At 68.5% G+C, this 22836-nt stretch carries 21 protein-coding genes; 10 read left to right on the forward strand and 11 right to left on the reverse strand.

Going from position 1 to position 22836, the window contains the following annotated elements; translation table 11 throughout:
- Positions 1-3: 3 nt before the first annotated feature.
- A complete protein-coding gene (locus ABL840_RS29185) occupies positions 4-1005 on the reverse strand; it encodes an ABC transporter substrate-binding protein (protein WP_093305467.1) in 1002 nt (333 codons plus the stop codon).
- A gap of 111 nt (positions 1006-1116) precedes the next feature.
- Here ABL840_RS29185 and ABL840_RS29190 point away from each other — a divergent pair, with 111 nt between their 5' ends.
- The 5 genes from ABL840_RS29190 (at position 1117) to ABL840_RS29210 (ending at position 5950) form a co-directional block, all read left to right on the forward strand.
- Complete coding sequence (locus tag ABL840_RS29190; RefSeq protein WP_093305469.1) at positions 1117-2358, forward strand: acyl-CoA dehydrogenase family protein; 1242 nt, start codon at positions 1117-1119, stop codon at positions 2356-2358.
- Positions 2355-3338 carry an ABC transporter substrate-binding protein gene (locus ABL840_RS29195; protein WP_093305471.1) on the forward strand — a complete coding sequence of 328 codons (984 nt, stop codon included), beginning with the start codon at positions 2355-2357 and terminating at the stop codon, positions 3336-3338. The genes ABL840_RS29190 and ABL840_RS29195 overlap by 4 nt, the downstream gene beginning before the upstream one ends.
- A complete protein-coding gene (locus ABL840_RS29200; RefSeq protein ID WP_093305472.1) occupies positions 3335-3949 on the forward strand; it encodes a cysteine dioxygenase in 615 nt (204 codons plus the stop codon). Before ABL840_RS29195 ends, ABL840_RS29200 begins: the two co-directional genes overlap by 4 nt.
- Positions 3946-5577, forward strand: coding sequence for a rhodanese-related sulfurtransferase (locus tag ABL840_RS29205; protein WP_093305474.1), 1632 nt, complete (start codon positions 3946-3948; stop codon positions 5575-5577). Before ABL840_RS29200 ends, ABL840_RS29205 begins: the two co-directional genes overlap by 4 nt.
- Before the next feature lie 139 nt (positions 5578-5716).
- Positions 5717-5950, forward strand: coding sequence for a hypothetical protein (locus ABL840_RS29210; RefSeq protein ID WP_093199899.1), 234 nt, complete (start codon positions 5717-5719; stop codon positions 5948-5950).
- 235 nt (positions 5951-6185) lie between these two features.
- Here the strand turns inward: ABL840_RS29210 and ABL840_RS29215 are convergent, their stop codons facing one another.
- The 6 genes from ABL840_RS29215 to ABL840_RS29240 form a co-directional block, all read right to left on the reverse strand.
- The gene (locus ABL840_RS29215) at positions 6186-7649 is read right to left on the reverse strand and encodes a DEAD/DEAH box helicase (RefSeq protein WP_093199897.1); all 1464 of its coding nucleotides are present in this window, start codon (positions 7647-7649) and stop codon (positions 6186-6188) included.
- A gap of 131 nt (positions 7650-7780) precedes the next feature.
- Positions 7781-8665, reverse strand: coding sequence for a neutral zinc metallopeptidase (locus ABL840_RS29220; protein WP_093305475.1), 885 nt, complete (start codon positions 8663-8665; stop codon positions 7781-7783).
- A 110-nt stretch (positions 8666-8775) separates the two neighbouring features.
- A complete protein-coding gene (dcd, locus tag ABL840_RS29225) occupies positions 8776-9342 on the reverse strand; it encodes a dCTP deaminase (RefSeq protein WP_093199891.1) in 567 nt (188 codons plus the stop codon).
- Positions 9343-9418: 76 nt separating this feature from the next.
- A complete protein-coding gene (gene guaD, locus ABL840_RS29230) occupies positions 9419-10705 on the reverse strand; it encodes a guanine deaminase (RefSeq protein WP_093305477.1) in 1287 nt (428 codons plus the stop codon).
- 76 nt (positions 10706-10781) lie between these two features.
- A complete protein-coding gene (locus ABL840_RS29235; protein ID WP_418116046.1) occupies positions 10782-11774 on the reverse strand; it encodes a hypothetical protein in 993 nt (330 codons plus the stop codon).
- Positions 11771-12376 carry a short chain dehydrogenase gene (locus ABL840_RS29240; protein ID WP_093305479.1) on the reverse strand — a complete coding sequence of 202 codons (606 nt, stop codon included), beginning with the start codon at positions 12374-12376 and terminating at the stop codon, positions 11771-11773. Before ABL840_RS29240 ends, ABL840_RS29235 begins: the two co-directional genes overlap by 4 nt.
- A gap of 104 nt (positions 12377-12480) precedes the next feature.
- Here ABL840_RS29240 and ABL840_RS29245 point away from each other — a divergent pair, with 104 nt between their 5' ends.
- From ABL840_RS29245 to ABL840_RS29255, 3 genes are all read left to right on the forward strand, one after another.
- Positions 12481-13362, forward strand: coding sequence for a LysR family transcriptional regulator (locus ABL840_RS29245; protein ID WP_093305481.1), 882 nt, complete (start codon positions 12481-12483; stop codon positions 13360-13362).
- Between the two features lie 114 nt (positions 13363-13476).
- Positions 13477-13947 (forward strand): helix-turn-helix transcriptional regulator, encoded by a 471-nt coding sequence (locus tag ABL840_RS29250; protein ID WP_093305607.1) that lies wholly within the window; start codon positions 13477-13479, stop codon positions 13945-13947.
- A 28-nt stretch (positions 13948-13975) separates the two neighbouring features.
- Complete coding sequence (locus ABL840_RS29255; RefSeq protein WP_418116047.1) at positions 13976-14665, forward strand: nucleotidyl transferase AbiEii/AbiGii toxin family protein; 690 nt, start codon at positions 13976-13978, stop codon at positions 14663-14665.
- Here the strand turns inward: ABL840_RS29255 and ABL840_RS29260 are convergent.
- The 3 genes from ABL840_RS29260 to ABL840_RS29270 all read right to left on the reverse strand — a co-directional run bounded on the left by ABL840_RS29260 (position 14662) and on the right by ABL840_RS29270 (position 17743).
- A complete protein-coding gene (locus ABL840_RS29260; protein ID WP_093305485.1) occupies positions 14662-15771 on the reverse strand; it encodes a BMP family ABC transporter substrate-binding protein in 1110 nt (369 codons plus the stop codon). The genes ABL840_RS29255 and ABL840_RS29260 overlap by 4 nt on opposite strands.
- 100 nt (positions 15772-15871) lie before the next feature.
- On the reverse strand, positions 15872-16687 hold the full coding sequence (locus tag ABL840_RS29265) for an SDR family NAD(P)-dependent oxidoreductase (protein ID WP_093305487.1): 816 nt from the start codon (positions 16685-16687) through the stop codon (positions 15872-15874).
- A 108-nt stretch (positions 16688-16795) separates the two neighbouring features.
- Complete coding sequence (locus ABL840_RS29270; protein WP_093305489.1) at positions 16796-17743, reverse strand: GlxA family transcriptional regulator; 948 nt, start codon at positions 17741-17743, stop codon at positions 16796-16798.
- Positions 17744-18058: 315 nt separating this feature from the next.
- Between ABL840_RS29270 and ABL840_RS29275 the strand changes: the two genes are divergently transcribed.
- Entirely contained in the window at positions 18059-18904 is an 846-nt protein-coding gene (locus tag ABL840_RS29275; protein WP_093305490.1) for a hypothetical protein, read from the forward strand.
- Between the two features lie 110 nt (positions 18905-19014).
- A complete protein-coding gene (locus tag ABL840_RS29280; protein ID WP_093305492.1) occupies positions 19015-20259 on the forward strand; it encodes an MFS transporter in 1245 nt (414 codons plus the stop codon).
- 27 nt (positions 20260-20286) lie between these two features.
- On the opposite strand, the gene ABL840_RS29285 is transcribed toward ABL840_RS29280, so the two are convergent.
- The gene (locus ABL840_RS29285; protein ID WP_093305494.1) at positions 20287-22770 is read right to left on the reverse strand and encodes a penicillin acylase family protein; all 2484 of its coding nucleotides are present in this window, start codon (positions 22768-22770) and stop codon (positions 20287-20289) included.
- Positions 22771-22836: the final 66 nt, after the last annotated feature.

Consider the following 22836-nt stretch of genomic DNA (forward strand, 5'->3'; position numbering starts at 1 on the left):
TTGTCAGGCGGCGGGCAGGCGCAGCACGCTCTCGAAGCTGCGGTCCCACAGGGGCTTCACATCGGCCGGGCCGTCGAGCACGCCGATCTTCAGGAAGGTGTCGGCCACGTCCTGGTGGCTGCGCACCACCGCATCGCTCACGGGGCCGAGGCTGTAGTCGCCGCTGCGGCGGTTGAAGAGCTCGACGATGTCGCCCACGGGCACGCGCGTCTCGGCCGATTGCGCGCGGGCGTAGGCCAGGAAGTTGCCGTTGATCCACGCGAACGAGCGCTGCAGGCGCTGCAGCAGGTCGGCCAGCGCGGCGCGGCGAAGCTGGTCGTCGAGCGCGCGCGGATTGGCGTAGATCGGGAAGTTGCCCGAGAGGTACCCAACGCCGGTCTTGATGACGCGCGCGCCGTACTGGGTGCGCGCGAGCTGGCCGTTGTAGCCGTAGATGGCCCAGGCATCGAGATCGCCGCGCGCGAAGGCCGAGAGGCCGTCGGAAGGCGTGAGGCTCACGGCCTGGATGTCGCTGAACGAGAGGCCCGCCTCGGCCAGCTGCTTGGCCAGGTAGTAGTGCGAAGTGGTGGCGCGCACGTAGCCCACGCGCTTGCCCTTGAAGTCGGCGATGCTGCGGATCGGCGCATCCTTGCGTGCCAGCGTGGCCTGGTTGTTCAGGTCCTCGTGCGTGACGGCCACCAGCTTCACGCTGGACTTCTGGCGCGCCGCGAACACCGGCGGAATCTCGCTGCCCGAGCCCAGGTCGAGCGCGTCGCCGTTGATGGCCTCGATGTGCAGCACGCCGTTGTTGAGTTCGCGCCAGTCGATCTTGTAGGGCGTGTCGGCCTGGCCCGAGGCGGTGAGCAGCGGCCGCCAGAGGCCCTTGTAGGTGCCCACGCGCAGCGTGATGCCGGAAAGATCGCGCGACGGTGCGGCGGCTTGCGCCCAGCCGGCGGAGCCGGTCGCGGCCAGCGCCGCGGCGGCCTGCAGCAGGCGGCGCCGGTCCAGGGGAAAGTCTGATTTCATGCACCCTGACCGTAACCAGACGCTGCATGGAAGCGAACGCAGAAAAACGAGTTTGCATATGCGGGAAGCGTCGTTTTCGCTCGGCAGGTGGCCCGCTACCGTGGGAGAACCATGAGTGCACTCCCCTTGCGCCGCCCGCCGGGCGCGCCTGAACATCCCGCCCCCGCCGCCATCGCCACCCTCGATACAGCCGTGCTGGCCCGCCTCACCGCCCAGTTCGCGGCCACGGCGGCCGACCACGACCTGAGCGGCGCGTTTCCCCGCGAGAACTTCACTGCCCTGCAGGCACACGGGCTGATCGGGCTGGTCGCGCCTGCCGAGCACGGCGGAGGCGGCGCCACCCTGGCTGCGGCGCGGCGCGCGATCTCGGCCGTGGCGCGCGGCGAGCCGGCCACGGCGCTGATCCTCACGATGACCTATCTGCAGCACCACGCGCTGGCGCGCTCCGACAGCCGCTGGCCCGCGCACCTGCGCGAGCGCGTGGCGCGCGACGCGGTGACGAACGGCGCGCTCATCAACGCCCTGCGCGTGGAGCCCGCCCTGGGCTCGCCGGCCCGCGGCGGCCTGCCAGGCACGGTTGCCCGGCGCGACGGCGACGGCTGGAAGATCGACGGCCACAAGCTCTACACCACCGGCATCGAGGGCCTGAGCTGGCTCGCGGTGTGGGCCCGAACGGATGAGCCCGACCCGCGCACCGGCGTGTTCCTGGTGCCGCGCGACGCGCCCGGCGTGCGCGTGATCGCGAGCTGGGACCACCTGGGCCTGCGTGCCTCCGGCAGCCACGAGGTGGTGTTCGAGAACGTCGCCATCGACGCCGACCATGCGGTCGACCTGCGCCGGCCGGCCGACTGGGCACCTGATGCAGGCAGCCAGACCGACATCGACGCCCATGCCACCCAGCAGGCATGGATGACCGTGCTGCTCGGCAGCCTCTACGACGCCGTGGCCCATGCCGCGCGCGACTGGCTGGTCGGCTTCCTGAACCGACGCGCGCCCGGCAGCCTCGGCTCGCCACTGGCCAGCCTGCCGCGCGTGCAGGAGCACGTGGGCGAGATCGAGGCGCTGCTGCGCACCAACCGCGTGCTGCTCGACGAAGCCACCGCCGCGGTCGACGGCGGCCACGCGCAACCAGCCGCCGACAGCGGACTACTCAAGTACACGGTGACGGGCAATGCGATCCGCGTGGTCGAGCTGGCCCTGCAGTTGAGCGGCAACCACGGCCTCACGCGGCAGAACCCGCTGGAACGGCACTATCGCGACGTGCTGTGCAGCCGCATCCACACGCCGCAGAACGACGCGATCCTGGTCGCGGCTGGCAAGCGCGCGCTGCTGTCTGCGGGAGCTGCAGCATGACGTCTGCCCTCTTCTTCCCCAAGGCCTCGCGGCGCGGCTGGCTGAAACAGGGCGCAGCGCTGTCGCTGGCCGCCACCGGCTCGCTGCGTGCCTTTGCACAAGCCCAGACTTCGCTGGTGCTCGGCGACCAGGCCGGCGGCCTGCGCTCGCTGTTCGAGGCCTCGCGCGCCCTCGAGGGCGCGCCCTTCGCCTACCGCTGGGCCAACTTCCAGGGCGCCGCGCCGCTCTTCGAGGCGCAGCGTGGCGCGGCGGTCGATACCGCCATGGCCGGCGACCTGCCCGTGCTCGCCGCAGCCGTGGGCAAGACGCCGCTGAAGATCGTCGCCACGCGCGTCGGCAAGGCCGATTCGCTGGGCATCGTGGTGCAGCCCGATTCGCCGCTGCGCAGCGTGGCGGACCTGCGCGGCAAGACGGTGATCGTGTCGTCGGCGCGCGGCAGCATCTCGCAGTACCAGCTCTACGGTGCGCTCGAAGAGGCCGGCGTGAAGCGCGAGGAGGTGACGGTGAAGTTCGTGCTGCCCACAGACGCGGCCGCGGCCTTCGCCTCCAAGCAGATCGACGCGTGGGCCATCTTCGACCCCTACTACACCATCGCCCTGCAGCAGGGCGGGCGCATCCTGCGCGACGGGCGCGGCATCAACACCGCGCTGGGCTTCATCACGGCCACCGAATCGTCGCTGGCCGATCCGGCAAAGCGCACGGCCATCGTGCAGTTCCTCGACAGGCTGGCCCGCGCGGGCGACTGGGCGCTGGCCAACCCCGAGGCCTATGCGCAGGCCTACAGCCAGCTCACGCGGCTGCCCATCGAGTCGTCGCGCATCATCACCGCGCGCGCCTCGGTGGCGGGCCGGCCTGTGAGCGAGGCCGACATCGCCGCGCTGCAGACCGTGGCCGACCGCTCGGCGCGCGACGGCATCCTGCCGGTGCGGGTGGACGTGCGCGCAATCACCGACACTGGCGTCTGGAAACGCCCCGCATGACAACAACCTCCCTGACACCTCTTCGCGAATTCGTCGGCGCCTTCGGCCGGCTGCTCGACAGCGCGCCCGACGAGCCGCGCATTCTTTCGGAAGGCGGCGCGCTGCTGCGCACGCTGGTATCGCGTGACGACTGGCTGCCCGAGGCCTTCGCTCAGCCGGACCCCGTGTACTACCGGCAGTTCCTGCTGCACGCGGACAGCACCGAGCGCTTCTCGGTCGTGAGCTTCGTGTGGGGACCGGGGCAGGCCACGCCGGTGCACGACCACACGGTGTGGGGGCTGATCGGCATGCTGCGCGGCTCGGAGTACAGCCAGGGCTATGCGCTGGGCGCCGACGGGAACGCCCGGCCGCATGGCGAGGCGGTGCGGCTCGACGCCGGCCAGGTGGAGGCGGTGTCGCCCACCGTCGGCGACCTGCACCGCGTGCACAACGCGCACGCCGACCGGGTCTCGATCAGCATCCACGTGTACGGCGCGAACATCGGCGCCGTGCGGCGGCATACTTACCCGGCGGAGGGCGGCCGCAAGCCCTTCGTCTCCGGATACTCCAACACGCTGCTGCCCAACCTGTGGGACCGCAGCGCAGAACTCAGAGCCTCGACAGACGCATGACGACGACCGCCACCAGCTTTCCCGTTCTTTCCTTCGCCGCCGTGCGCGAGCGGCTCATCGCCCGCGACGAGACCGCGTTGCTCGACGTGCGCGAGGAAGACCCGTTCGCACAGGAACACCCGCTCTGGGCCGCGAACCTGCCGCTGTCGCGCATCGAGATCGAGGCCTGGCGGCGCATTCCGCGGCGCGACACGCTCATCGTGCTGTACGGCGAGCACGGCGGCACCGACCTCGCGCCGCAGGCCGCGCGCACCTTCGCCGCGCTGGGCTACACGAACGTGCATCTGCTCGAGGGCGGCCTCGAAGGCTGGCGCAAGGCGGGCGGCGAGCTGTTCCGCGACGTGAACGTGCCGAGCAAGTCCTTCGGCGAACTGGTCGAGCATGAACGGCACACGCCGTCGCTCTCCGCCCAAGAGGTGAAGGCGCTGGTCGATGCCAAGGCCGATGTGGTGGTGCTCGATGCGCGCCGCTTCGATGAATACCAGACGATGAGCATCCCCTCGGCCACCAGCGTGCCGGGCGCGGAGCTGGTGCTGCGCGTGCGCGAGCTGGCGCCCGATCCGGCGACACGGGTGATCGTGAACTGCGCGGGTCGCACGCGCAGCATCATCGGCACGCAGTCGCTGGTGAACGCGGGCATTCCGAACCCGGTGGCGGCGCTGCGCAACGGCACCATCGGCTGGAAGCTCGCGGGGCAGGTGCTCGACCATGGCGCGAGCCGGCAGGCGCCTGCCGCCGTGTCGCAGGCACATCGCGCGCAGGCACAGGTCGATGCGCGGCGCGTGGCCGATCTGGCCGGCGTGCGCCGCATCGCGCTGGGCGCGCTGCAGACGCTGGAAACGCCGGGTCGCACCGTGTACCGCTTCGACGTGCGCACGCCCGAGGAATATGCGGCAGGCCATCTGCCCGGCTTCGCGAATGCGCCCGGCGGGCAGCTGGTGCAGGAAACGGATCACCAGGTGCCCGTGCGCGGCGCGCGCATCGTGCTGGCGGACGACGATGGCGTGCGCGCATCGATGAGTGCTTCGTGGCTCGCGCAGATGGGCTGGGAGGTCTACGTGCCGGACGTGGTACCCACGGCGGCGGACCTGGTCGAGACGACCGCTCCCACGAGCGCATATCCGCCGGTCGCCGCCACGGTGGGCGAGATCGCGCCCGGGGAACTCGCGGCACTGTTGAAGAAGCAGTCCGGCACGGCGGTGATCGACGTGACCACCAGCGCGAACTACGTGAAGCGCCACATTCCGGGCGCCTGGTATGCGATCCGCGCGCAGCTGGCGCAGGCACTGGACACCACCGTCCCGGCCTCGCAGCGCTACGTGCTGACCTGCGGCAGCAGCCTTCTCGCACGCTACGCGGCCGCCGACCTGCGCGCGCTGCTCGACGCGCGCGGCCAGGGCGATGCCGAAGTGCTGGTGCTGGCCGGCGGCAACGCGGCATGGTTCGCTGCAGGCCTCGAAGCGGAAAGCGGTGAGACCCGCCTCGCGACCGCGCGCACCGACCGCTATCGCCGCCCCTACGAGGGCACCGATGCGCCCGCCGAGGCAATGCAGGCCTACCTGGATTGGGAGTTCGGTTTGGTGGAGCAGCTGGGGCGCGATGGCACGCACCATTTCGCTGTGATCTGAAGACTGGTACCGGCGAAAGGAATCTGAAAGGAAGACGACACGCCGGTCACAGTGTGTAGCCCGGGTAAAGGCCGTCATCCGGCGATACGTGGCGACGTTGGAGGTTCACACCGACAACAACTCGTCCAGGAGCTTCGCCATGAGATTCACTCCTCTTCTTGCAGTATCCGCCACCGCCGTGCTGGCGGCCACGCTCACCGGCTGTGTGGTCGCGCCTGCCGCACCTGCCCCCGTGTACGCGGCGCCTCCTGGCGTGGCCTACGTGGCACCGACCTACGTGTCGCCCGGCATCGGCTTCGTGTGGGCCTACCACCCGCGCTATGGCTGGGGCTGGCACCATCCGCAATACGGCTGGCATCGCGGCTGGAGGTGATTGGCTCTCCCCCAGGCTCCGCGCACTTCGTGTCGCTTCGCCAACCCCCTACCGGGGGCAACACCTGAGGCCCGGAGCACTAGGCTCTCCCCCAGGCTCCGCGCACTCCGTGTCGCTGCTCCACCCCCTTCCGGGGGCAACACCTGAGGCCCGGCAGAGCCGGTTCCTCGGTGTTTCGCGAAGGGGGATCACTACCTGAGGCCCACGCAGCATGGGGGCCTCGGTTCGACTCAACTCAGCTCGGCTCGGCGCTCTTGAACAGGGCGGCGACCTTGCGCTTGGGCTTGATGTTGCTGGAGATGCCGCGCGTGGGCGTTGCGGCCTTGGCGGCGGCTTCCCATGCGGGCGTCGCGTCGGGCTGGCCCGGCTCGTAGGGCTTGTCGAAGAAGGGGTCGCGCGGCGCCGAAGGAGCGCGGTGCGGGCGCCCGCCGCCGCGGCGGCTGTCGGCGTCGCGGCGTTCGCGAGGCTGATCGAGCACGTCGCGTGCATCGCCCGACTCGCCTTCCTCGCGCCAGTGACGGCGCCCGTCGTTGATGCGACCGCGCGGGCGGTCTTCCTCGAACTCCACCGGCTCGAGTTCGATCTTCTTCTTGATCAGCTTCTCGATGTCGGCCACCAGGCGGGCATCGTTGCCGCCGCTGGCGAAACTCACGGCCAGGCCCGATGCGCCGGCGCGACCCGTGCGGCCGATGCGGTGCACGTAGTCTTCCGCGTTGAACGGAATGTCGAAGTTGAAGACCGCGGGCACATCCTTGATGTCGAGACCGCGGGCCGCGACGTCGGTGCACACCAGCAGGTCGACCTCGCCGGCCTTGAAGGCGGCGAGCGACTTCAGGCGCTCGTCCTGGCTCTTGTCGCCGTGCAGCGCCGAGGTGCGAAGACCGTCGCGCTCGAGCGATCGCGCGAGGCGCGCGCAGCCGAGCTTGCTGTTGACGAACACGAAGGCCTGCGTGATGCCGCGCTGGCGAACGATCTGCTTGAGCGCGCGGCGCTTGTCGTCGTCGGCCACGCTGTAGAAGTGCTGCTCGACGGTGGAGGCCGTTTCGTTCGGCCGGGCCACTTCGATGGTGACGGGGTTCTGCAGGTAGCTGCCGGCCAGTCGCTTGATTTCGGGCGAGAAGGTGGCCGAGAAGAGCAGCGTGGTGCGCTGCTTGGGCAGGTAGCTCAGGATGCGCTGCAGGTCGGGCAGGAAGCCGATGTCGAGCATGCGGTCGGCTTCGTCGAGCACGACGTACTCGACCTGGTTGAGCACCGCGTTCTTCGCTTCGATGTGATCGAGCAGGCGGCCCGGCGTGGCCACCAGCACTTCGACGCCCTTCTTCAGTTCCAGCGTCTGCGGCTTCATGTCGATGCCGCCGAACACCACCGTGCTGCGCAGGTTGGTGTACTTGGCGTACAGCTTGATCTGCTGCGCGACCTGGTCGGCCAGCTCGCGCGTCGGCAGCAGCACCAGGGCCCGGACCGGATGCCGCGCGGGCGAGGTCGAGGCGTTTTCATGCTTGAGCATGCGCTGCAGCAGCGGGAGCGAGAACGCCGCCGTCTTGCCGGTGCCGGTCTGCGCGGCGCCCATCACGTCCTGGCCCGCGAGCACGACCGGAATGGCCTGCTCCTGGATCGGTGTCATGGTCTCGTAGCCCATTTCGGCCACGGCGCGCGCCAGCGGTTCCGCCAGCAGTAGATTGGAGAAGGAGCTTGTCATTGAGCCCGCTATTGTCGCATTGCCGCAAAAAACGGCAGTGACTGCGGCATGACAACGCCCGCGCGAGCGGAATTGCTATTTATTCGATAGCAATCAAATCAGCAACTGCAACACCTGCGGAAGACCGCGGCCTAGAGGCTGCGTGCGTTGAAGGTGTCGCAGGCCTTGATGTCGCCGCTTTGATAACCCGCGCCGAACCAGCGCTGGCGCTGCGCGCTGGAGCCGTGGGTGAAGCTGTCGGGCACCACCGCGCGGCCCGCGGAGCGCTGCAGGGCGTCGTCGCCGATCTTCTGCGCGGCATTCATGGCGGCCTCGATGTCGCCCGGGTCGAGCCACTTCTTCGACTCCTGCGAATGGTGGGCCCACACGCCCGCGAAGCAGTCGGCCTGCAGCTCGACGCGAACGCTCATCGCATTGTTCTGGGTCTGGCTCAGGCGGCTGCGCATGCCGTCGACCTTGGCGGTGATGCCGAGCTCGTCCTGCACGTGATGGCCGACTTCGTGCGCGATGACATACGCCTGCGCGAACTCGCCCGGCGCGCCGAGCTGGTTCTTGAGCGTGTCGTAGAAACCGAGGTCGATGTAGACCTTCTGGTCGCCCGGGCAGTAGAACGGGCCCATGGCCGACTGGCCGGTACCGCAGGCCGTGGGCGTCGCGTTGCGGAACAGCACGAGGCGCGGCGGATGGTAGGTGCCACCGTTCTGGCGGAAGATGTTCGTCCAGACCACTTCGGTGTTCTTCAGCACGGTGGAGACGAAGGCCGCCTCGCGGTCGTTCGACGGCGGCTTGGGCGCTGGTCCCTGCTGCTGTTGCACCTGGGCGGGGCCACCGCCGCCGCTGAGCAGGCTCAGCACCGTGAGCGGGTTGATGCCGAAGACCCAGCCGGCGATCAGCGCGACCGCGATGGTCCCGATGCCGATGCCACGGCCGCCGATGAAGCCGCCGCCACCGCCTCCGCCGCCTTCACCACGGCGATCCTCGACGTTGTCCGATTGTTCGTTGCCTTCCCATCTCATCGCGCTCTCCTTGCCGGCCTTTGCAGGAGTAGTTGCCGGCGGTCGCAGGATGGTACTTCGGAAGCCGCCCGCCCCTGTAAGCGGGTATGCCAGGAATACCGCGAAAGCGCTCAGGTCTTCGGCAGGGTGACGCCGCGCTGGCCCTGGTACTTGCCGCCGCGGTCCTTGTAGCTGGTCTCGCAGACCTCGTCGCTCTCGAAGAACAGCACCTGCGCGCAGCCTTCGCCCGCGTAGATCTTGGCGGGCAGCGGCGTGGTGTTGCTGAATTCGAGCGTCACGTAGCCTTCCCACTCGGGCTCGAAGGGCGTCACGTTGACGATGATGCCGCAGCGCGCATAGGTGCTCTTGCCCAGGCAGATGGTCAGCACGTTGCGCGGGATGCGGAAGTACTCGACGGTGCGCGCCAGCGCGAAGCTGTTGGGCGGGATGATGCAGTAGTCGCCGTGCATGTCGACGAAGCTCTTCTCGTCGAAGTTCTTCGGGTCGACGACCGTGCTGTGGATGTTGGTGAAGACCTTGAATTCAGGCGCGCACCGGATGTCGTAGCCGTAGCTCGAGGTGCCGTAGCTGATGATCTTGTGGCCGGAGGCCTCGCGCACCTGGCCCGGCTCGAAGGGGTCGATCATTCCTTCGTTCTCGGCCATGCGCCGGATCCATTTGTCGCTCTTGATGCTCATATGCGCTCGCTGCTGCTGCGGGGAAATCGGGGGCGAATTGTGGCACGCGCGGCCACCCCGCCCGCCGCCGCGGGGGCTACAGCGCCTGCGAGATCACCGCGCGCTCGACCAGCCGGTCGTCGCCCAGCACGATCATCGCGAAGAGCATTTCCTCCAGCGAGTTCGCCTGCTTCGTCTTGCGCGCCAGCAGCGGCGTGGCCGCGGGGTTCAGCACCAGGAAGTCGGCCTCGCAGCCCGGCTGCAGGTTGCCGACGACGCCGTCGAGCCCCAGCGCGCGCGCCGCGCCGCCGGTGTGGCGCCACCAGAGTTCCGATGGCGCGATGCTCAGGCCGGCCTTGGTCTGCCCTTCGCGGCCGACGTAGTAGGCGGCCATCATGGTGTGGAAGGGGCTGAAGCTGGTACCGCCGCCCACGTCGCTGGCCAGCCCGTAGGGGTAGTCCATGCGGTCGGCCGCGCCGAAGTCGAAGAAGCCGCTACCCAGGAACAGGTTGCTCGTGGGGCTCACGGCCGCCGCCGTCTTCGTCTCGCGCAGCAGGGCGCGGTCGGCGTCGTCGAGGTAGATGCAGTGGGCGTACACGGCACGTTCGCGCATCAGGCCGAAGCCTGCATACACGTCGAGATACGAGCGCGCCTTCGGGTAGAGCTCGCGCACCCATTTCACTTCGTCGCGGTTCTCGGCCACGTGCGACTGGATCCAGGTGTCGGCGTACTTCGCGGCCAGTTCGCTCGCGCCGTGCATCTGCGCATCGGTGCTTGCAGGCGCGAAGCGCGGCGTGATCGCATAGCCCAGCCGGTCGACGTTGTGCCACTTGCGGATCAGCGCCTCGGTGTCGACCAGGCTCTGCTCGGTCTGGTCGCGCACGCCGTCGGGCGAGTTGCGGTCCTGCAGCACCTTGCCGGTGATCAGGCGCAGGCCGCGGCGCTGTGCGCCCTCGAAGAGCGCATCGACCGAGGCCACGTGCGAGGTCGCGAAGGTCAGCGAGGTGGTGACGCCGTTGCGCAGCAGTTCGTCGAGGAAAAACTCGGCCACTTCCTTCGAATGCGCGGGGTCGGCGAACCTGCTTTCCGCGGGAAAGGTGTAGTTCTCGAGCCAGGGCAACAGCCCCGGCGAGGGCGAACCGATGATGTCGGTCTGCGGATAGTGGATGTGCATGTCCACGAAGCCCGGCGCGAGGATGCGCCCCGGCAGGTGGGTCGTGTGCGCGCCCGGGTGGCGCGCGGCGACGTCGGCATGGCTGCCTGCGTCGAGCACGCGCTGGCGGCCGGTGGCATCGGGGGCGACGACCAGCAGGCCGTCCTCATCGAAAACGGGCTTGCCGGAGGCGTCGAATCGCAGGAGGGAGGCGCGGTAGGCTTTTTTCATCGTGGGTGCGGAGGGTAATCCACCCCCGCCCCGCCGCAATTTCCATGCGCATATGAGTGCTATATGCGCAGCGCACTCACCTCGGCGACACAGGCAACGCGCGCGACTGGATGTCGAAGGGCACGCCCGTCGGCACCGGCCCATCTCCGTCCTTGCGCTTCGTGAGCAGCGAATACTTCGACTCGATGAAGTAGACGCGGTTGCCCCACACCGCCCCAGAGGACGGATCGTTGAGCCCCGCCACCACCGTCCGCAGGCCGAGCTTCGCGCCTTCGATGCGTGCCACGGTGATCTGCCCGCCGTAGGGCCTTTCGCCGAAGGCATTGCTTTCGAACAGCACGAGCCTCCCGGGCTTCCATGCGCGGATCGCGTCCACGTTCTTCAGCTCGCGCGGCGCCTCGATGCGCGTGACCTCGCCAGCCTTGCCGTCCGCGCCGAGGCCGATGCGCAGCAGGTACGAAGCGGCCGCCACGAGGCTCACGTAAACCTCGCGCCCGCCGTCGATGGCGATGCCGTTCAGGCCCTTGTACGGCCCCGGGCCGGCCAGCGCCGGATCCTCCTTCCACACCGCGAGCGAATCGGCGCCCGGCGCGAGCTTCAGCACGCGCGGGTGGTAGGAGTCGGTCACGTAGAGATTGCCGCGCGCGTCCTGCGCGAGGTCGTTGCAGTAGCCGTCGTCGGGCATCGCGTAGCTCGCACGCGGTGCGCCCGTGGCGAGGTCGTAGCGCTTGAGCGCGCTCGGCGTCGACGGCACAGTGGTGAAGCCGATGTTGCCCGAGCAGATCCACAAGTCCCCATGCCCGGCATCGACCAGCACGCCCTGCCCGTTCGCCAGGCCGTTGGCGCCCGGCTTGACCAGCACCTCGGCCTTCGGCGCCGTGCCCGGCTTCAGCCGCGCGACCGCGCCCTGCCGCCAGCTGCCGACGTAGAAGGCGCCGTCGGGCCCGATGGCCACGCTTTCCGGATACCAGTCTTCGGGCAGCGCCTGCACCACGGGCGGGGCAGCGACGGCCGCCGTCGTCGAGAGCGCAAGCAGCGCGCCTGCAAGCCGTGAACGCCCGCTCCTCATTGCCATACGCGAAAGACGCGCCCCGTCAGAGGACCTTCGACGCTGCGCACATAGGCCAGGGCCACGCGCGCGGCTGGTACGGTCTCGACGCCCGGAAAGAGCGCGCCGTATGCCGCCACCGATTCGGTCAGCAGCGTCGGGCTCACCGCGTTGATGCGCTGACCGCGCGCCAGCTCGATCGCCGCGCCCTTCACGAAGCCCTCGACCGCCGCATTCACGGCGGCCGCGTTGCCTCCGCCGCGAACCGGATCGTCGGCCGCGACGCCCGTGGTCAGCGTGATGGAGCCGCCATCGCGCAGCACATGCTGGCCCAGCAGCGCGAGCCGCACCTGGCCCAGCAGCTTGTCCTGCAGGCCGACGTTGAAGTCGGCCGGCCGCATTTCAGACAGCGGCCCGAAGAAGAGCCCGCCCGCCGTCGAGACGATCGCATCGACGCGCCCCACCGCCGCATACAGCGCCTCGACGCTGGCATCGCTGGTGATGTCGACCTGATGGTCGCCGCGCGTGCGACCCGCGCGAATCACCTCGTGGCCTCGCGCATCCAGCGCCTGCGCCACCGCGCTGCCAACCGCGCCCGTCGCGCCCACAACTAGAACCTTCATGGAAAACCTCGCCAGAGTGAATCAACAAGCGGCGATTGTTTTGCGAACCATCCATTTGATAAATTGCCTTCCGGTTCGATCATTCGAAATCAGGAGTTCGTAATATGGACAAGCTCCGCGCCATGGAAGTCTTCGTCGCGACAGTAGACGCGGGCAGCTTCGCCGCCGCCGCCGAGGCGCTCGACCTTTCGGCCGTGATGGTCGGCAAGCACATCCGTGCGCTCGAGGACCAGCTGGGCGCCCGCCTGCTCGAGCGCACCACGCGCCGCCATTCCCTCACGGAGATCGGCGCCGCGTATCTCGAACGCTGCCGCGACGTGCTGGCCAGCGTGCACACGGCCGACGGCGTGGCCGAGTCGCTGCGCGCCATGCCGCAGGGCGTGCTGCGCGTCACCGCGCCCGTGGCCTACGGCGCGCACCGCCTCACGCCGGTGATCGGCGAATACATCGCCGCCTACCCGCAGGTGAAGGTGGACCTGAGCCTCAACGACCGCGTGGTCGACCTGGCCGAGGAAGGCTTCGACTGCGGCATCCGCTCGGGCGCGGCCATCGACGAGCGGCTCATCGCAAGACCGCTCGCGCTGGCGCGCATGTACGCGGTGGCGAGCCCGGCATGGGTCGCGCGCCACGGGCAGCCGAAGCACCCGTCAGAGCTGGAGGCCTTCCCACTGTTGGGCTTCGCGGCCTGGGGGCCGAACCATTCATGGCGCTTCACGCGCAACGGCCAGACGGTGCACGTGCCGGTGCGCGGGCCGCTCACCACCAACAACGGCCAGGCATTGCTGGCCGCGGCGATGGCCGGCGTGGGAGTGATCGTGCAGGCCGATGCGCTGCTGGGGCCCGCGCTCGCATCGGGCCAGGTGGTGCAGTTGCTGCCCGACTGGGAGCTGCCCACGCGGCAGGTGCACATCATACGGCTGCCCGAAGCGCGCCCGAGTGCCAAGCTGCGGACCTTCGTCGACTTCGTGGTCGAGCGGCTGGGCTGAAGAAACGAGAAACATGCATCCAGAGCCGACTGGGGTTCAGGCTGGTGGCATTCAGGGCATTCAATGCCTCTCATTGTGGACAAATACCCAAAACTGTCTAATATGAGATACATCGTGCCCTCCACCTCTCCACCAACAAGCGCCGCAACAGACAAACGCCTCGCAGCGTTCGGCCGCCGTATTCATGCGCGTCGCAAGGCTCTGAAGGTCAGCGCCACCACCGCTGCAGAGGCGGCGGGCATGTCCCGCATGACATTGCACAGAATCGAGCGCGGCGAACCCTCGGTCACGATGGGCGCCTACATGAATGCGCTGGGGGCCTTGGGTCTCGATGTCGATGTGGTGATGTCCACGGAGCCGCCCGACCTCGCACCGCTCCCGGGAGGTATTCGAATTGCCGATTACCCCCAGTTGCGCCGGCTTGCCTGGCAATTGGCTCCAGCCACCGAACTCACGCCTGAAGAGGCATGGGGAACCTACGAGCGCAACTGGCGCCACGTCGACACATCCATGCTGGATGCGAAAGAACGCCAACTGCTGCAAGACCTTGCGCGCATCCTCGGCAGAAAGCCATTGAATGTTTGAACGGCCACACCATCAACGCGTCGCTCAAGTGCTTGCTTCGCTCGACGCAAACCTGCTCGCCCAGAACCGTTGCCTCTTCGGCGGAGGCACCGCCATTGCGCTTCGCCATGGCGAGTACCGCGAGTCCGTAGACATCGACTTTCTCGTATCCGATATCGATGGCTATCGCCACCTGCGCCAGTTGATCACGGGAACTCAAGGTCTCGGAGCGCTCGCCCGACGCGGCTGCGAGATCCGGCAGTCGGCTGAACTACGCGCTGACCAGTACGGCATCCGGTCGTCGGTTCTCGTGAGCGACATCGAGATCAAGTTCGAGATCGCCCTCGAGGCGCGCATCGAACTTGAGTTGCCGGGCGCAGAGGACCGTATCGACGACATTGCAACCCTCACGCCGCTCGACATGGCAGCGAGCAAGCTGCTCGCAAACTCTGACCGTTGGGCCGACGACAGCGTCTTCAGCCGCGACATCATCGATCTGGCCATGATGAAACCCGGCGCGTCGCTTTTGCGCCAGGCGAAGATCAAGGCCGGTCGCGCCTATGGCGACAGCATCGATGCCGATCTCACAAAGGCCGCCGAGGCGCTGCTTACTCGGCCGGGTCGCATGGACCGATGCATGGCCGTGCTGCAGATGACGCCGTCCACCACGCCCGCGCTGCTTCGTCAGCGCATCAAGGCCCTGTTGCCTCGTACTCCGCGCGCCGGTCGGCTGGGTTAGCGCGTCACGCGCCCCTGCACGCCCTCCACCAGCCAGTTCATCTTCAGGATCTGCTCGTCGCTCAGCTGCGTGCCCTTGGCGATCACCGTGCGGCCCTCGTTGTCGCGCACGTCGGCCGCGGCGGCGCGGAACGGCTGCAGCTTGCCCGCGGCGATGTCCTTCTGCCGCGCCAGCACCTCGTCCTGCACAGCCCTGGGCACCTTCGTGCCGAAGTCGCCGACGCGGATCATTCCCTCCTTCACGCCGCCCCAGAGGTTGCCGCTCTTCCAGCTGCCGTCGAGCACCGCCTTCGCGCGCTGCGTGTAGTAGCCGCCCCATTGGTGCGTGACCGCGACGATCTGCGCGTCGGGCGCGATCTTGCGCATGTCGGAGTGATAGGCCACGGCCAGCTTGCCGCGCTCCTGCGCCGCCGCCATCACCGCGGTGGAGCCGGTATGGAAGGCGACCACGTCGGCGTTCTGGTTGAACAGCGCCATCGCCGCGTCGCGTTCCTTCGGCGGATCGAACCACTCGTTGAGCCACACCACGCGCACCTGCGCGGCCGGGTTCACCGAGCGCATGCCGAGGGTGAAGGCGTTGATGCCCTGCAGCACCTCCGGAATCGGAAAGCCCGCGACGTAGCCTGCGATGCCGGTCTTCGTCATGCGCCCCGCCGCGATGCCCGCCAGGTAGCGGCCCTCGTAGTAGCGTGCATTGGCGGTCGCGACGTTGGGCGCGGTCTTGTAGCCGGTGATCGATTCGAACTTCACGTCGGGGAAGTCCTTCGCCACCTTCATCGTCGGCTCCATGTAGCCGAAGCTGGGCGTGAAGATGAGCGTGTTGCCCTGCTGCGCGAGATCGCGAATCACGCGCTCGGCATCGGCGCCTTCGGCCACGTTCTCGACATAGGTGGTCTTGACCTTCGCCCCCAGCGCCGCGTCGACGGCCTTGCGGCCTTCCTCGTGCTGGCGTACCCAGCCGGCATCGGTGACGGGCGTGACGTAGACGAAGCCGATCTTCAGCGGCGTCTTCGGCTGCTGCGGCTGTTGTGTCTGCGAAAAGGCGGGAGATAAAAAACAGGCGGCTGCCAGCGCCAGAACGGCGCGGCCCGCGAGGTTTTTGTACATGGTGTTCCTCTACATGGCCCCGGAAATGCAAAACCCCGCAGCAGGCCGGGACGCCCTGCTGCGGGGTGAAGATTTTAGTGCCGCGGTCTCAGGCCGGCACTTAGCTGGCAACGCCGTAGCGAGATGCCGGATGCGTCGCCGACAACCGGCTCGACATCGCGCGCCGCGCCGCGTCGAAGACATCCCACTCCGCGAGATCCGGCAGCGCGGGAATCGTGACCTGCTCACCCTGGTCGAGCCCCGCGAGGGCCGCGTCGACCATGTTTTCCGCAGTCATGACGATCTCCTTGGGCAGGTGCTCCATCGGCACGCCCGCGACACCCCAGAACTCGGTGGCCGTCGCGCCGGGCAGCACCGCCTGCACGCGCACGCCCTTGTCCTTCAGCTCATGCTGCAGCGACTGGCTCAGCGCGAGCACGAAGGCCTTGCTGCCGCCGTACACGCCGTTGAGCGTCTCGGGCGAGATCGCCACGATGGAGGCGATGTTCACCAGCGTGCCGGCACCTCGCTCGACGAAGCCGGGCACGGCCGCGTAGGTGAGCCGCGTGAGCACGCTCACGTTGAGCTCGATCATTTCCGCCATCTTCTCGATGTCCGAGCCGAGCAGCGGCGCGGCGGCGCCGAAGCCGGCGTTGTTCACCAGCATGGTGATGTCGCCGCGGGTGCGCAGCGCGGCCTCGACGAGCGCGATGTCCTTCCGGTCGGTGAGGTCGGCTGGCAGGACTTCGACCTTGCGGCCGGTCTCGCGCGTGAGTTTCGCGGCCAGTGCCTCGAGGCGCCCGCGATTGCGTGCGACCAGGATCAGGTCGAAGCCGCGCCGCGCGAGGCGATCCGCGTACACGGCGCCGATGCCCGACGACGCGCCGGTGACGAGGGCCGTGCCCTTGCCGGGATTTGCTGAAGTTGCAGTGGTCATGAAGCTTCCTTTGTTTCGCCGCGCGGTATGCGCGGCCATGGGGGAAGTCTCTTCCGGCAGGGCTATGGCGTAAATGTCATATAAGCCACTTTTCAGGACATCAGGCGCTCAGGCCACGGCGGCTTCCCGCCGGGCCACCCGGCGCACGCTCTGGGGCGGCTGCCCCAGCGTGCGCAGGAAGGCGCGGCGCATGCGCTCGGGATCACCGAAGCCCGTCTCGCGAGCGACCACGGCGAGCGCGAGGCTGCCCTCGTCGATCAGCGCACGTGCCGCCTCCACGCGCAGGTTCTCCACGGCGTGCGCGGGCGTCTGGCCGGTCTCGGCCTTGAAGGCGCGGCTGAACTGGCGCGGGCTCAGGTGCGCGACCTCGGCCAGTTCCTCCACCGACAGCGTCTCGCGCAGGTTGGCCCGCGCGTGCGCCAGCGCCTGCTGGATGCGATCGGACTTGGGCTCCAGCTCGAGCAGCGCGGAATACTGCGACTGCCCGCCCGCGCGGCGGTGGTAGACGACCAGCTTCCGCGCCGCGAAGCGCGCCGCCTCCACGCCGAGATCTTCTTCCACCAGCGCCAGCACGAGGTCGATGCCCGCCGTCATGCCGGCCGAGGTCCACACCGGTCCGTCGTTGATGAAGATGCGGTCGGGCTGCACCTTGACCGCGGGATGGCGCTTCTGCAGCTCGCCCGCGAAGGACCAGTGCGTGGTCGCCCGGCGCCCGTCGAGCAAGCCCGCATCGGCCAGCCCGAAGGCACCGGTGCAGATGCTGGTCACGCGGCGCGCGTTGCGCAGCCCCGCGCGCAGGAAGCGGCACATCTTCTCGGAAGTGGGCGTGATGAAGAGCGCGCCGCTCATGATGAGCGTATCGAACTTCGCCGTGCCGAAGCGCTTGCTGTCCGTGCTCACGCCCGACGAGCTGACCACGGGGCCGCCCTCTTCCGACAACAGCTCGACCTGGTAGACAGGCTTGCCCGCATGGATGTTCGCGAGCTCGAAGGCTGCGATGGCGGCGAGGTCGAGGATCTGGAAACCGGGGAAGACGAGCACGCCGATGCGTTTCATGGCGATGTCCTGAAAAGAGGTTTTGGGCGATGAAGGACGTGAGCTTAGGTGACTCGCACCGACCGCGCGTGCGGAAGGGAGACCTCACACGCAAAGACCGCCCGTTACCGCAGCGCTGCATGGCCGAAACCTCCGCGGCACTCTCTGCCTGCTTTGATTCGTGAAAAATTTCACAAAACCCATTCCCCATTTCGGTGCACGAGCCCGCAACAGGAAACTCTCTGCTGACATTTTGATACGCAAGGTTACGATTGTGCGGTCAGGTTCCGGTCAGTTCGGTCGCCTGGCCCAACAAGCACAACAAACGGAGTTCTCGTGATCGCTTTCGACAGCGCCTTGCCGCGCCAAATTGGAGATTTACTCAACCAGCAAGGCGCGGTCTCACGCAAGACCTGCTGCTTCGTCGCACTCGCCGTTCTCGTCAGCGGCTGCTCCACGGCGAACATCTCGTACACGCCCCGCCCCGGCAAGGATGTGCCGCAGACGCTGAAGTACACCGATGGCGTCGGCACGCTGTCCGAAAAAGATGAAACGCGCGAACTCTTCGTCTACTCGCGCTTCAAGATGCAAGGGCCGACGCAGCCGACCTTCACCATCGGCTATGCCAACAACACCGCCGAGCCGGTGAATTTCAGCACCGACAACATCAAGGCGTACTTCCGCGGCGCCCCGGTGCAGATCTACACGTACAACGAGCGGATCGCGGAAATCCAGTCGGAGAAGCAGGCCAAGCAGGTCGCGCTGGCGATCATCGGCGGGCTGGCCGCGGGCGCTGCCGCCTACGGCGCCTCGCGCCAGACTTATCGCTCGAACTACTCCGGCTCGGTGGTCGGCCGCCGCGGCGTGACCAGCTTTGCCGGCTCGAACACCGTGCGCGTGTACGACCCCGTCGCCGGCATGCTGGCCGGTGCGGCAGTGGGTGGTGCCACCGTGCTGGGCATCAGGCAGATCGAATACAACGCCGAGAATCAGGAGCAGTCGGCCAACTCCATCCTGCAGCTGAACACCGTGGAGCCGCTGCAGATGGTGACCGGCGACCTCATCCTGAAGAACTGCTGCGATCCCCAGCCCCAGGCCAACGACCTGATCCGGCTCGAGGTGACGGCCAGCGGGAAGACCTCGGTGTTCGAGTTCGCCCGCACGCAAGTGAAGAACCGCTGAAGGGGTGCCTCGGGGGCCGTGCGGGCCCCTGCCCCCGCTTCGCACGATGGGTGCCCCCACCAATCGGCAAGCGCCATCCCTCATGCGTCGTCCCACAATGGGCGTTCCCCATGACGCATCCGACGACGACCACGACAACAGGCGCACCGCCAGCCGAGACGGGCGCCAACGCACACTGGCAGCGCAACCTCGCCGTCTGCATGTTCGGCTCCTTCACGACCATCATCGCGATGACGCTGCTGCTGCCCTTCCTGCCGCTGTATGTCGAGCAGCTGGGCGTGAAGGACCATGCGGCCATCGTGCAGTGGTCGGGCGCGGCGTACGGCGCCACCTTCCTGAGCGCCGCGCTGGTGGCGCCGCTGTGGGGTCGGCTGGCCGACCGCTACGGGCGCAAGCCGATGCTGATCCGCGCGAGCCTGGGCATGGCGGTGGCGATGGCGCTGATCGGGCTCGCGGCGAACGTGTGGCAGCTCGTGGGTCTGCGGCTGCTGGCGGGGCTGCTCGGCGGCTATGCCTCGGGCTCGATGGTGCTTGTCGCCACGCAGACGCCCAAGGACCGCACCGGCTGGGCGCTGGGCACGATGTCGTCGGCGATCATGGCGGGCAACCTCGTGGGGCCGCTGATCGGTGGCGCGCTGCCGCCGCTGGTCGGTATCCGCAACACCTTCTTCGCGGCGGGCGCGATCATCTTCGTGGCCTTTCTCGCAACGGCCTTCCTGATCCGCGAGGAGCGAAAGACGCCTTCCGCCCGAAGGCAGCAGGGCGACGCCTCCGGGCAGACCGGCTGGGCCGCCGTACCCGACAAGCGCCCGCTGGCGGCGATGCTCTTCACCGGCATGCTGCTGATGCTCGCGAACATGTCGATCGAGCCGATCATCACCGTCTACGTGGCCACGCTGCTCGAAGACCCGGACCGCGTGACGATGATGGCCGGCCTGGTGATGTCGGCGGCGGCGCTCGGCAGCATTCTCTCGGCCTCGCGGCTGGGCAAGCTGGCCGACCGCGTGGGCCACTGGAACGTGATCGTCGGCTGCCTCGGTGTGTCGGCGCTGCTGCTGGTGCCGCAGGCCTTCGTCACGTCGGGCTGGCAGCTGGTGGTGCTGCGCTTCCTGATGGGGCTGTCGCTCGGCGGCCTGCTGCCGTGCATCGCGAGCGTGATCCGCCACAACGTGCCCGAGCGGGTGGCCGGCAACATGCTGGGCTATTCGACCTCGGCGCAGTACGCAGGCCAGGTGGCGGGCCCTCTGCTGGGCGGCTTCGTGGGCGGCCATGTCGGCATGCGCGCGGTGTTCCTTGGCACCAGCGTGCTGATGGCAGCCGGCGCCGCATGGAACTGGCTGGCGAAGCGGCGCTGAGGAAGCCTCGCCAGCTTCCGTGTCGCCTCACTCGCGGATGGTCAGACTGCTGTAGCCGGCATCGGCCTTGATCTCCGCCTCCGAGAACGGCATGCGCAGCCACTTGCCGGCGCTGTAGGCCCGCGTGTAGTCGGCATGGTGCGGCGACGCCGGATCGTCCGACAGCGAGAAGGTGAGGAAGGTATGCGCCTCCACGCCTGCGGCCGGGAACCGCACGATCTGCATGTAGCTGTTGCCGTTGGGGTTCTCGTCCATGGCGTAGCCGCCCTTGTCGAGGCGGTTCTCCGAGCACATGACCGTGAAGTAGCCCTGGGTGTCGCAGCCGCCGGACAACGGGATCCTGCGGCCGTTGCGCGTGACGAACAGGGTTTCCCCGCGCGGCGCGTCTAGCGCGTAGCCGCTGGCCTGCACGCGCAGCACTGCCGCACCGAAGGCCTGCCGCAGCTCGTCGGCCGCAGAGGGCTTGAGGCCGCGCGGCGTGCCGATCGGGTCGGCGGCGTCGAAGGGCACCGCATAGAGCCTGTCGGCGGGCAGGCGCGAGGCGCGCGCCCAGAACTCGTCCCACACATGGGCGCCGCGCGCCGTGGCGGCGCCGGTGTTGTTCCAGGCCTTCAGCACCGCGCAGGCGGAAGCGGTGTCGACGCCGCGCGGCGGCGAGAACGCCTCGCCGGTCTGCGCGTCGCCCTTCACCTCGATGCGGGGCACGCCGCACACCATGTCGAGCGCGGGGCCCTTGAACAGTTCGGCGGTGTAGGCGCGGCTGTCGAGCGTGATGCGCTCGACGGCATTTACCGTCGCGCCCTTGCCCGCCCCTTGCGCGATGAGGTGGCCCAGCCGTGTGCGGAAGGTCTGCGCATCGCTGCCCGCCGGGCCGAAGATGGCCGGATAGCCCTTGAGCGGCGCCTTCGGATTGGCGAGCCAGTAGCTGTCGTTCATGTTGGCGACGTAGTCCTCGCGCAGCAGGCTCGGCATGCGCGAGGCGCCGACTGCTCCCTTCTGCACGGAATCGGCATCGCTTTGCCAGTCGCATGCGCTGCGCGAGCCGTCGAACACCGGCACGCGCGGCAGCACCGCCGCCATGGCCTTGCCGGCGGGCGTGGTGCAGTTCGCGGCCTGCTCGGGCGAGACGTTGGGCACGGCGCCGATGTCCGCATACCAGGCCTTTGCGCTGCCGCGGCCCACGGCCACGGTGTTGACCCAGGGAATCGCAGCTTCTTCGCGCTGGGCGGCGATGAGTTCGTCTAGCGATTTCGCCTGCGCCCAGCGCAGCCACGTGCGGAAGGTGCGGAAGTTGCCCGCGTTGATGTCGCGGATGGCGAAGGCGGTGTTGCGGCTCCAGGCCAGCGCCGGATCGATGGCGCCGAGGTTCACCAGCGGGCCGTACTCCGAGGCGTAGAGCGTGCGCGTGAGCTGGGTCAGCGTGCCGTCGGCGCCCTTCACCTTCACTGTGATGGTCGAGGGCCTCATCTTCACGGCGGTGCCGTCGCGCATGTAGCTGGTGGCGTCGCCGGGCGCGAGCTGCAGCTGGTAGATGCCGAAGCGCCGCGCGGCGGACACCGTATGGCTCCACGCGACGTCGTTGTTGAAGCCGATGAGGATCACCGGCACGCCGAGGAACGAGGTGCCGCTCACATCGAGCCTGCCCGGGATGGTGAGCTGCGCCTGGTAGAAGCGGTCGGGACCGCGCCAGTACCAATGCGGATTGCCGAACAGCAGCGGGCTCGCGTCGCCAGTGGCGGCCGTGCCGAAGCCGATCACGTTGCTGCCCACGCCCGCCGTGCCGCCGACCTGCAGCGCCAGCGGCTGCAGTTGCGCGCCGTGCGCTCCGTTCGAGGACACCCCTGCGGCGGGAGGCGCCGCGTTCGCGATGTTCGAGAGGAAGTTGCTGTAGCCCGCCGCCAGGTTGGTGGCGTACATGCGGCGGTAGATGTCGGTGGCGCTCACCGGACGCACCCAGGCCTCGTTGCGGCAGGCCGCGTGGGCGCTGCCGGCGGCCCCGGACTTCAGGTCGCGCAGGTAGCGGTTGTAGCCCGCCGCGAAACCTTCGACCATGCGCTGGATGGCGGGCGGCTGCGCGCGGGCCATGGCATCGACCACCTCGGCGCCGATCACCTGCCTGTGGAAGAAATCGGAGTCGATGTTCGTCGGCCGGCCGATGGTGCTGGCAGCCGGCAGGCGGGCCTCGGCGCCGAAGAATTCGGAGCGCTCGCCGCGGTAGGTGAGAAAGCCGTCGGCCATGGTGCACAGGTCGTCCTGTGCCTGTGCGTAGCCGTAGCCGTAGCCCGCGCCGGCCCAGTCGTCGGCCTTGATGTGCGGCACGCCCATGGCGGTGCGGCGGATCTCGGCCTGGTAGCCGGTGCGGGACGGGGAATCCTGGAGAGAAATTGAAGAAGAAGAAGATGATGACGACGAAGGTGCCGACCGGTCGGCAATGCCGGTACAGGCCGCGAGGGCCATGACGACGGGCACGAGAAGAAGCGGCCCGAGGCCGCCTTGAAGTTTCGGGCGCATGCAGTGTTCCTGTTGTGAATGAGGAACGCAGCTGCGTGGGCGACGAAGGGCGTGCGTGGCGCGTTC

Origin of the sequence: Variovorax sp. NFACC27 (assembly GCF_048301545.1) — a bacterium.
In the GTDB taxonomy this organism is placed as follows: Bacteria; Pseudomonadota; Gammaproteobacteria; order Burkholderiales; family Burkholderiaceae_C; genus Variovorax; species Variovorax gossypii.

Bases quoted from the DNA above. Each gene is read 5' to 3' on its own strand.
- ABL840_RS29265 (WP_093305487.1), bottom strand. From the start codon at position 16,687: ATGACCACTGCAACTTCAGCAAATCCCGGCAAGGGCACGGCCCTCGTC.
- ABL840_RS29200 (WP_093305472.1), top strand. From the start codon at position 3,335: ATGACAACAACCTCCCTGACACCTCTTCGCGAATTCGTCGGCGCCTTC.
- ABL840_RS29260 (WP_093305485.1), bottom strand. From the start codon at position 15,771: ATGTACAAAAACCTCGCGGGCCGCGCCGTTCTGGCGCTGGCAGCCGCC.
- ABL840_RS29280 (WP_093305492.1), top strand. From the start codon at position 19,015: ATGACGCATCCGACGACGACCACGACAACAGGCGCACCGCCAGCCGAG.
- ABL840_RS29195 (WP_093305471.1), top strand. From the start codon at position 2,355: ATGACGTCTGCCCTCTTCTTCCCCAAGGCCTCGCGGCGCGGCTGGCTG.
- ABL840_RS29285 (WP_093305494.1), bottom strand. From the start codon at position 22,770: ATGCGCCCGAAACTTCAAGGCGGCCTCGGGCCGCTTCTTCTCGTGCCC.
- ABL840_RS29185 (WP_093305467.1), bottom strand. From the start codon at position 1,005: ATGAAATCAGACTTTCCCCTGGACCGGCGCCGCCTGCTGCAGGCCGCC.
- dcd (WP_093199891.1), bottom strand. From the start codon at position 9,342: ATGAGCATCAAGAGCGACAAATGGATCCGGCGCATGGCCGAGAACGAA.
- ABL840_RS29210 (WP_093199899.1), top strand. From the start codon at position 5,717: ATGAGATTCACTCCTCTTCTTGCAGTATCCGCCACCGCCGTGCTGGCG.
- ABL840_RS29270 (WP_093305489.1), bottom strand. From the start codon at position 17,743: ATGAAACGCATCGGCGTGCTCGTCTTCCCCGGTTTCCAGATCCTCGAC.
- ABL840_RS29190 (WP_093305469.1), top strand. From the start codon at position 1,117: ATGAGTGCACTCCCCTTGCGCCGCCCGCCGGGCGCGCCTGAACATCCC.
- ABL840_RS29205 (WP_093305474.1), top strand. From the start codon at position 3,946: ATGACGACGACCGCCACCAGCTTTCCCGTTCTTTCCTTCGCCGCCGTG.
- ABL840_RS29220 (WP_093305475.1), bottom strand. From the start codon at position 8,665: ATGAGATGGGAAGGCAACGAACAATCGGACAACGTCGAGGATCGCCGT.
- ABL840_RS29235 (WP_418116046.1), bottom strand. From the start codon at position 11,774: ATGAGGAGCGGGCGTTCACGGCTTGCAGGCGCGCTGCTTGCGCTCTCG.
- ABL840_RS29215 (WP_093199897.1), bottom strand. From the start codon at position 7,649: ATGACAAGCTCCTTCTCCAATCTACTGCTGGCGGAACCGCTGGCGCGC.
- guaD (WP_093305477.1), bottom strand. From the start codon at position 10,705: ATGAAAAAAGCCTACCGCGCCTCCCTCCTGCGATTCGACGCCTCCGGC.
- ABL840_RS29240 (WP_093305479.1), bottom strand. From the start codon at position 12,376: ATGAAGGTTCTAGTTGTGGGCGCGACGGGCGCGGTTGGCAGCGCGGTG.
- ABL840_RS29245 (WP_093305481.1), top strand. From the start codon at position 12,481: ATGGACAAGCTCCGCGCCATGGAAGTCTTCGTCGCGACAGTAGACGCG.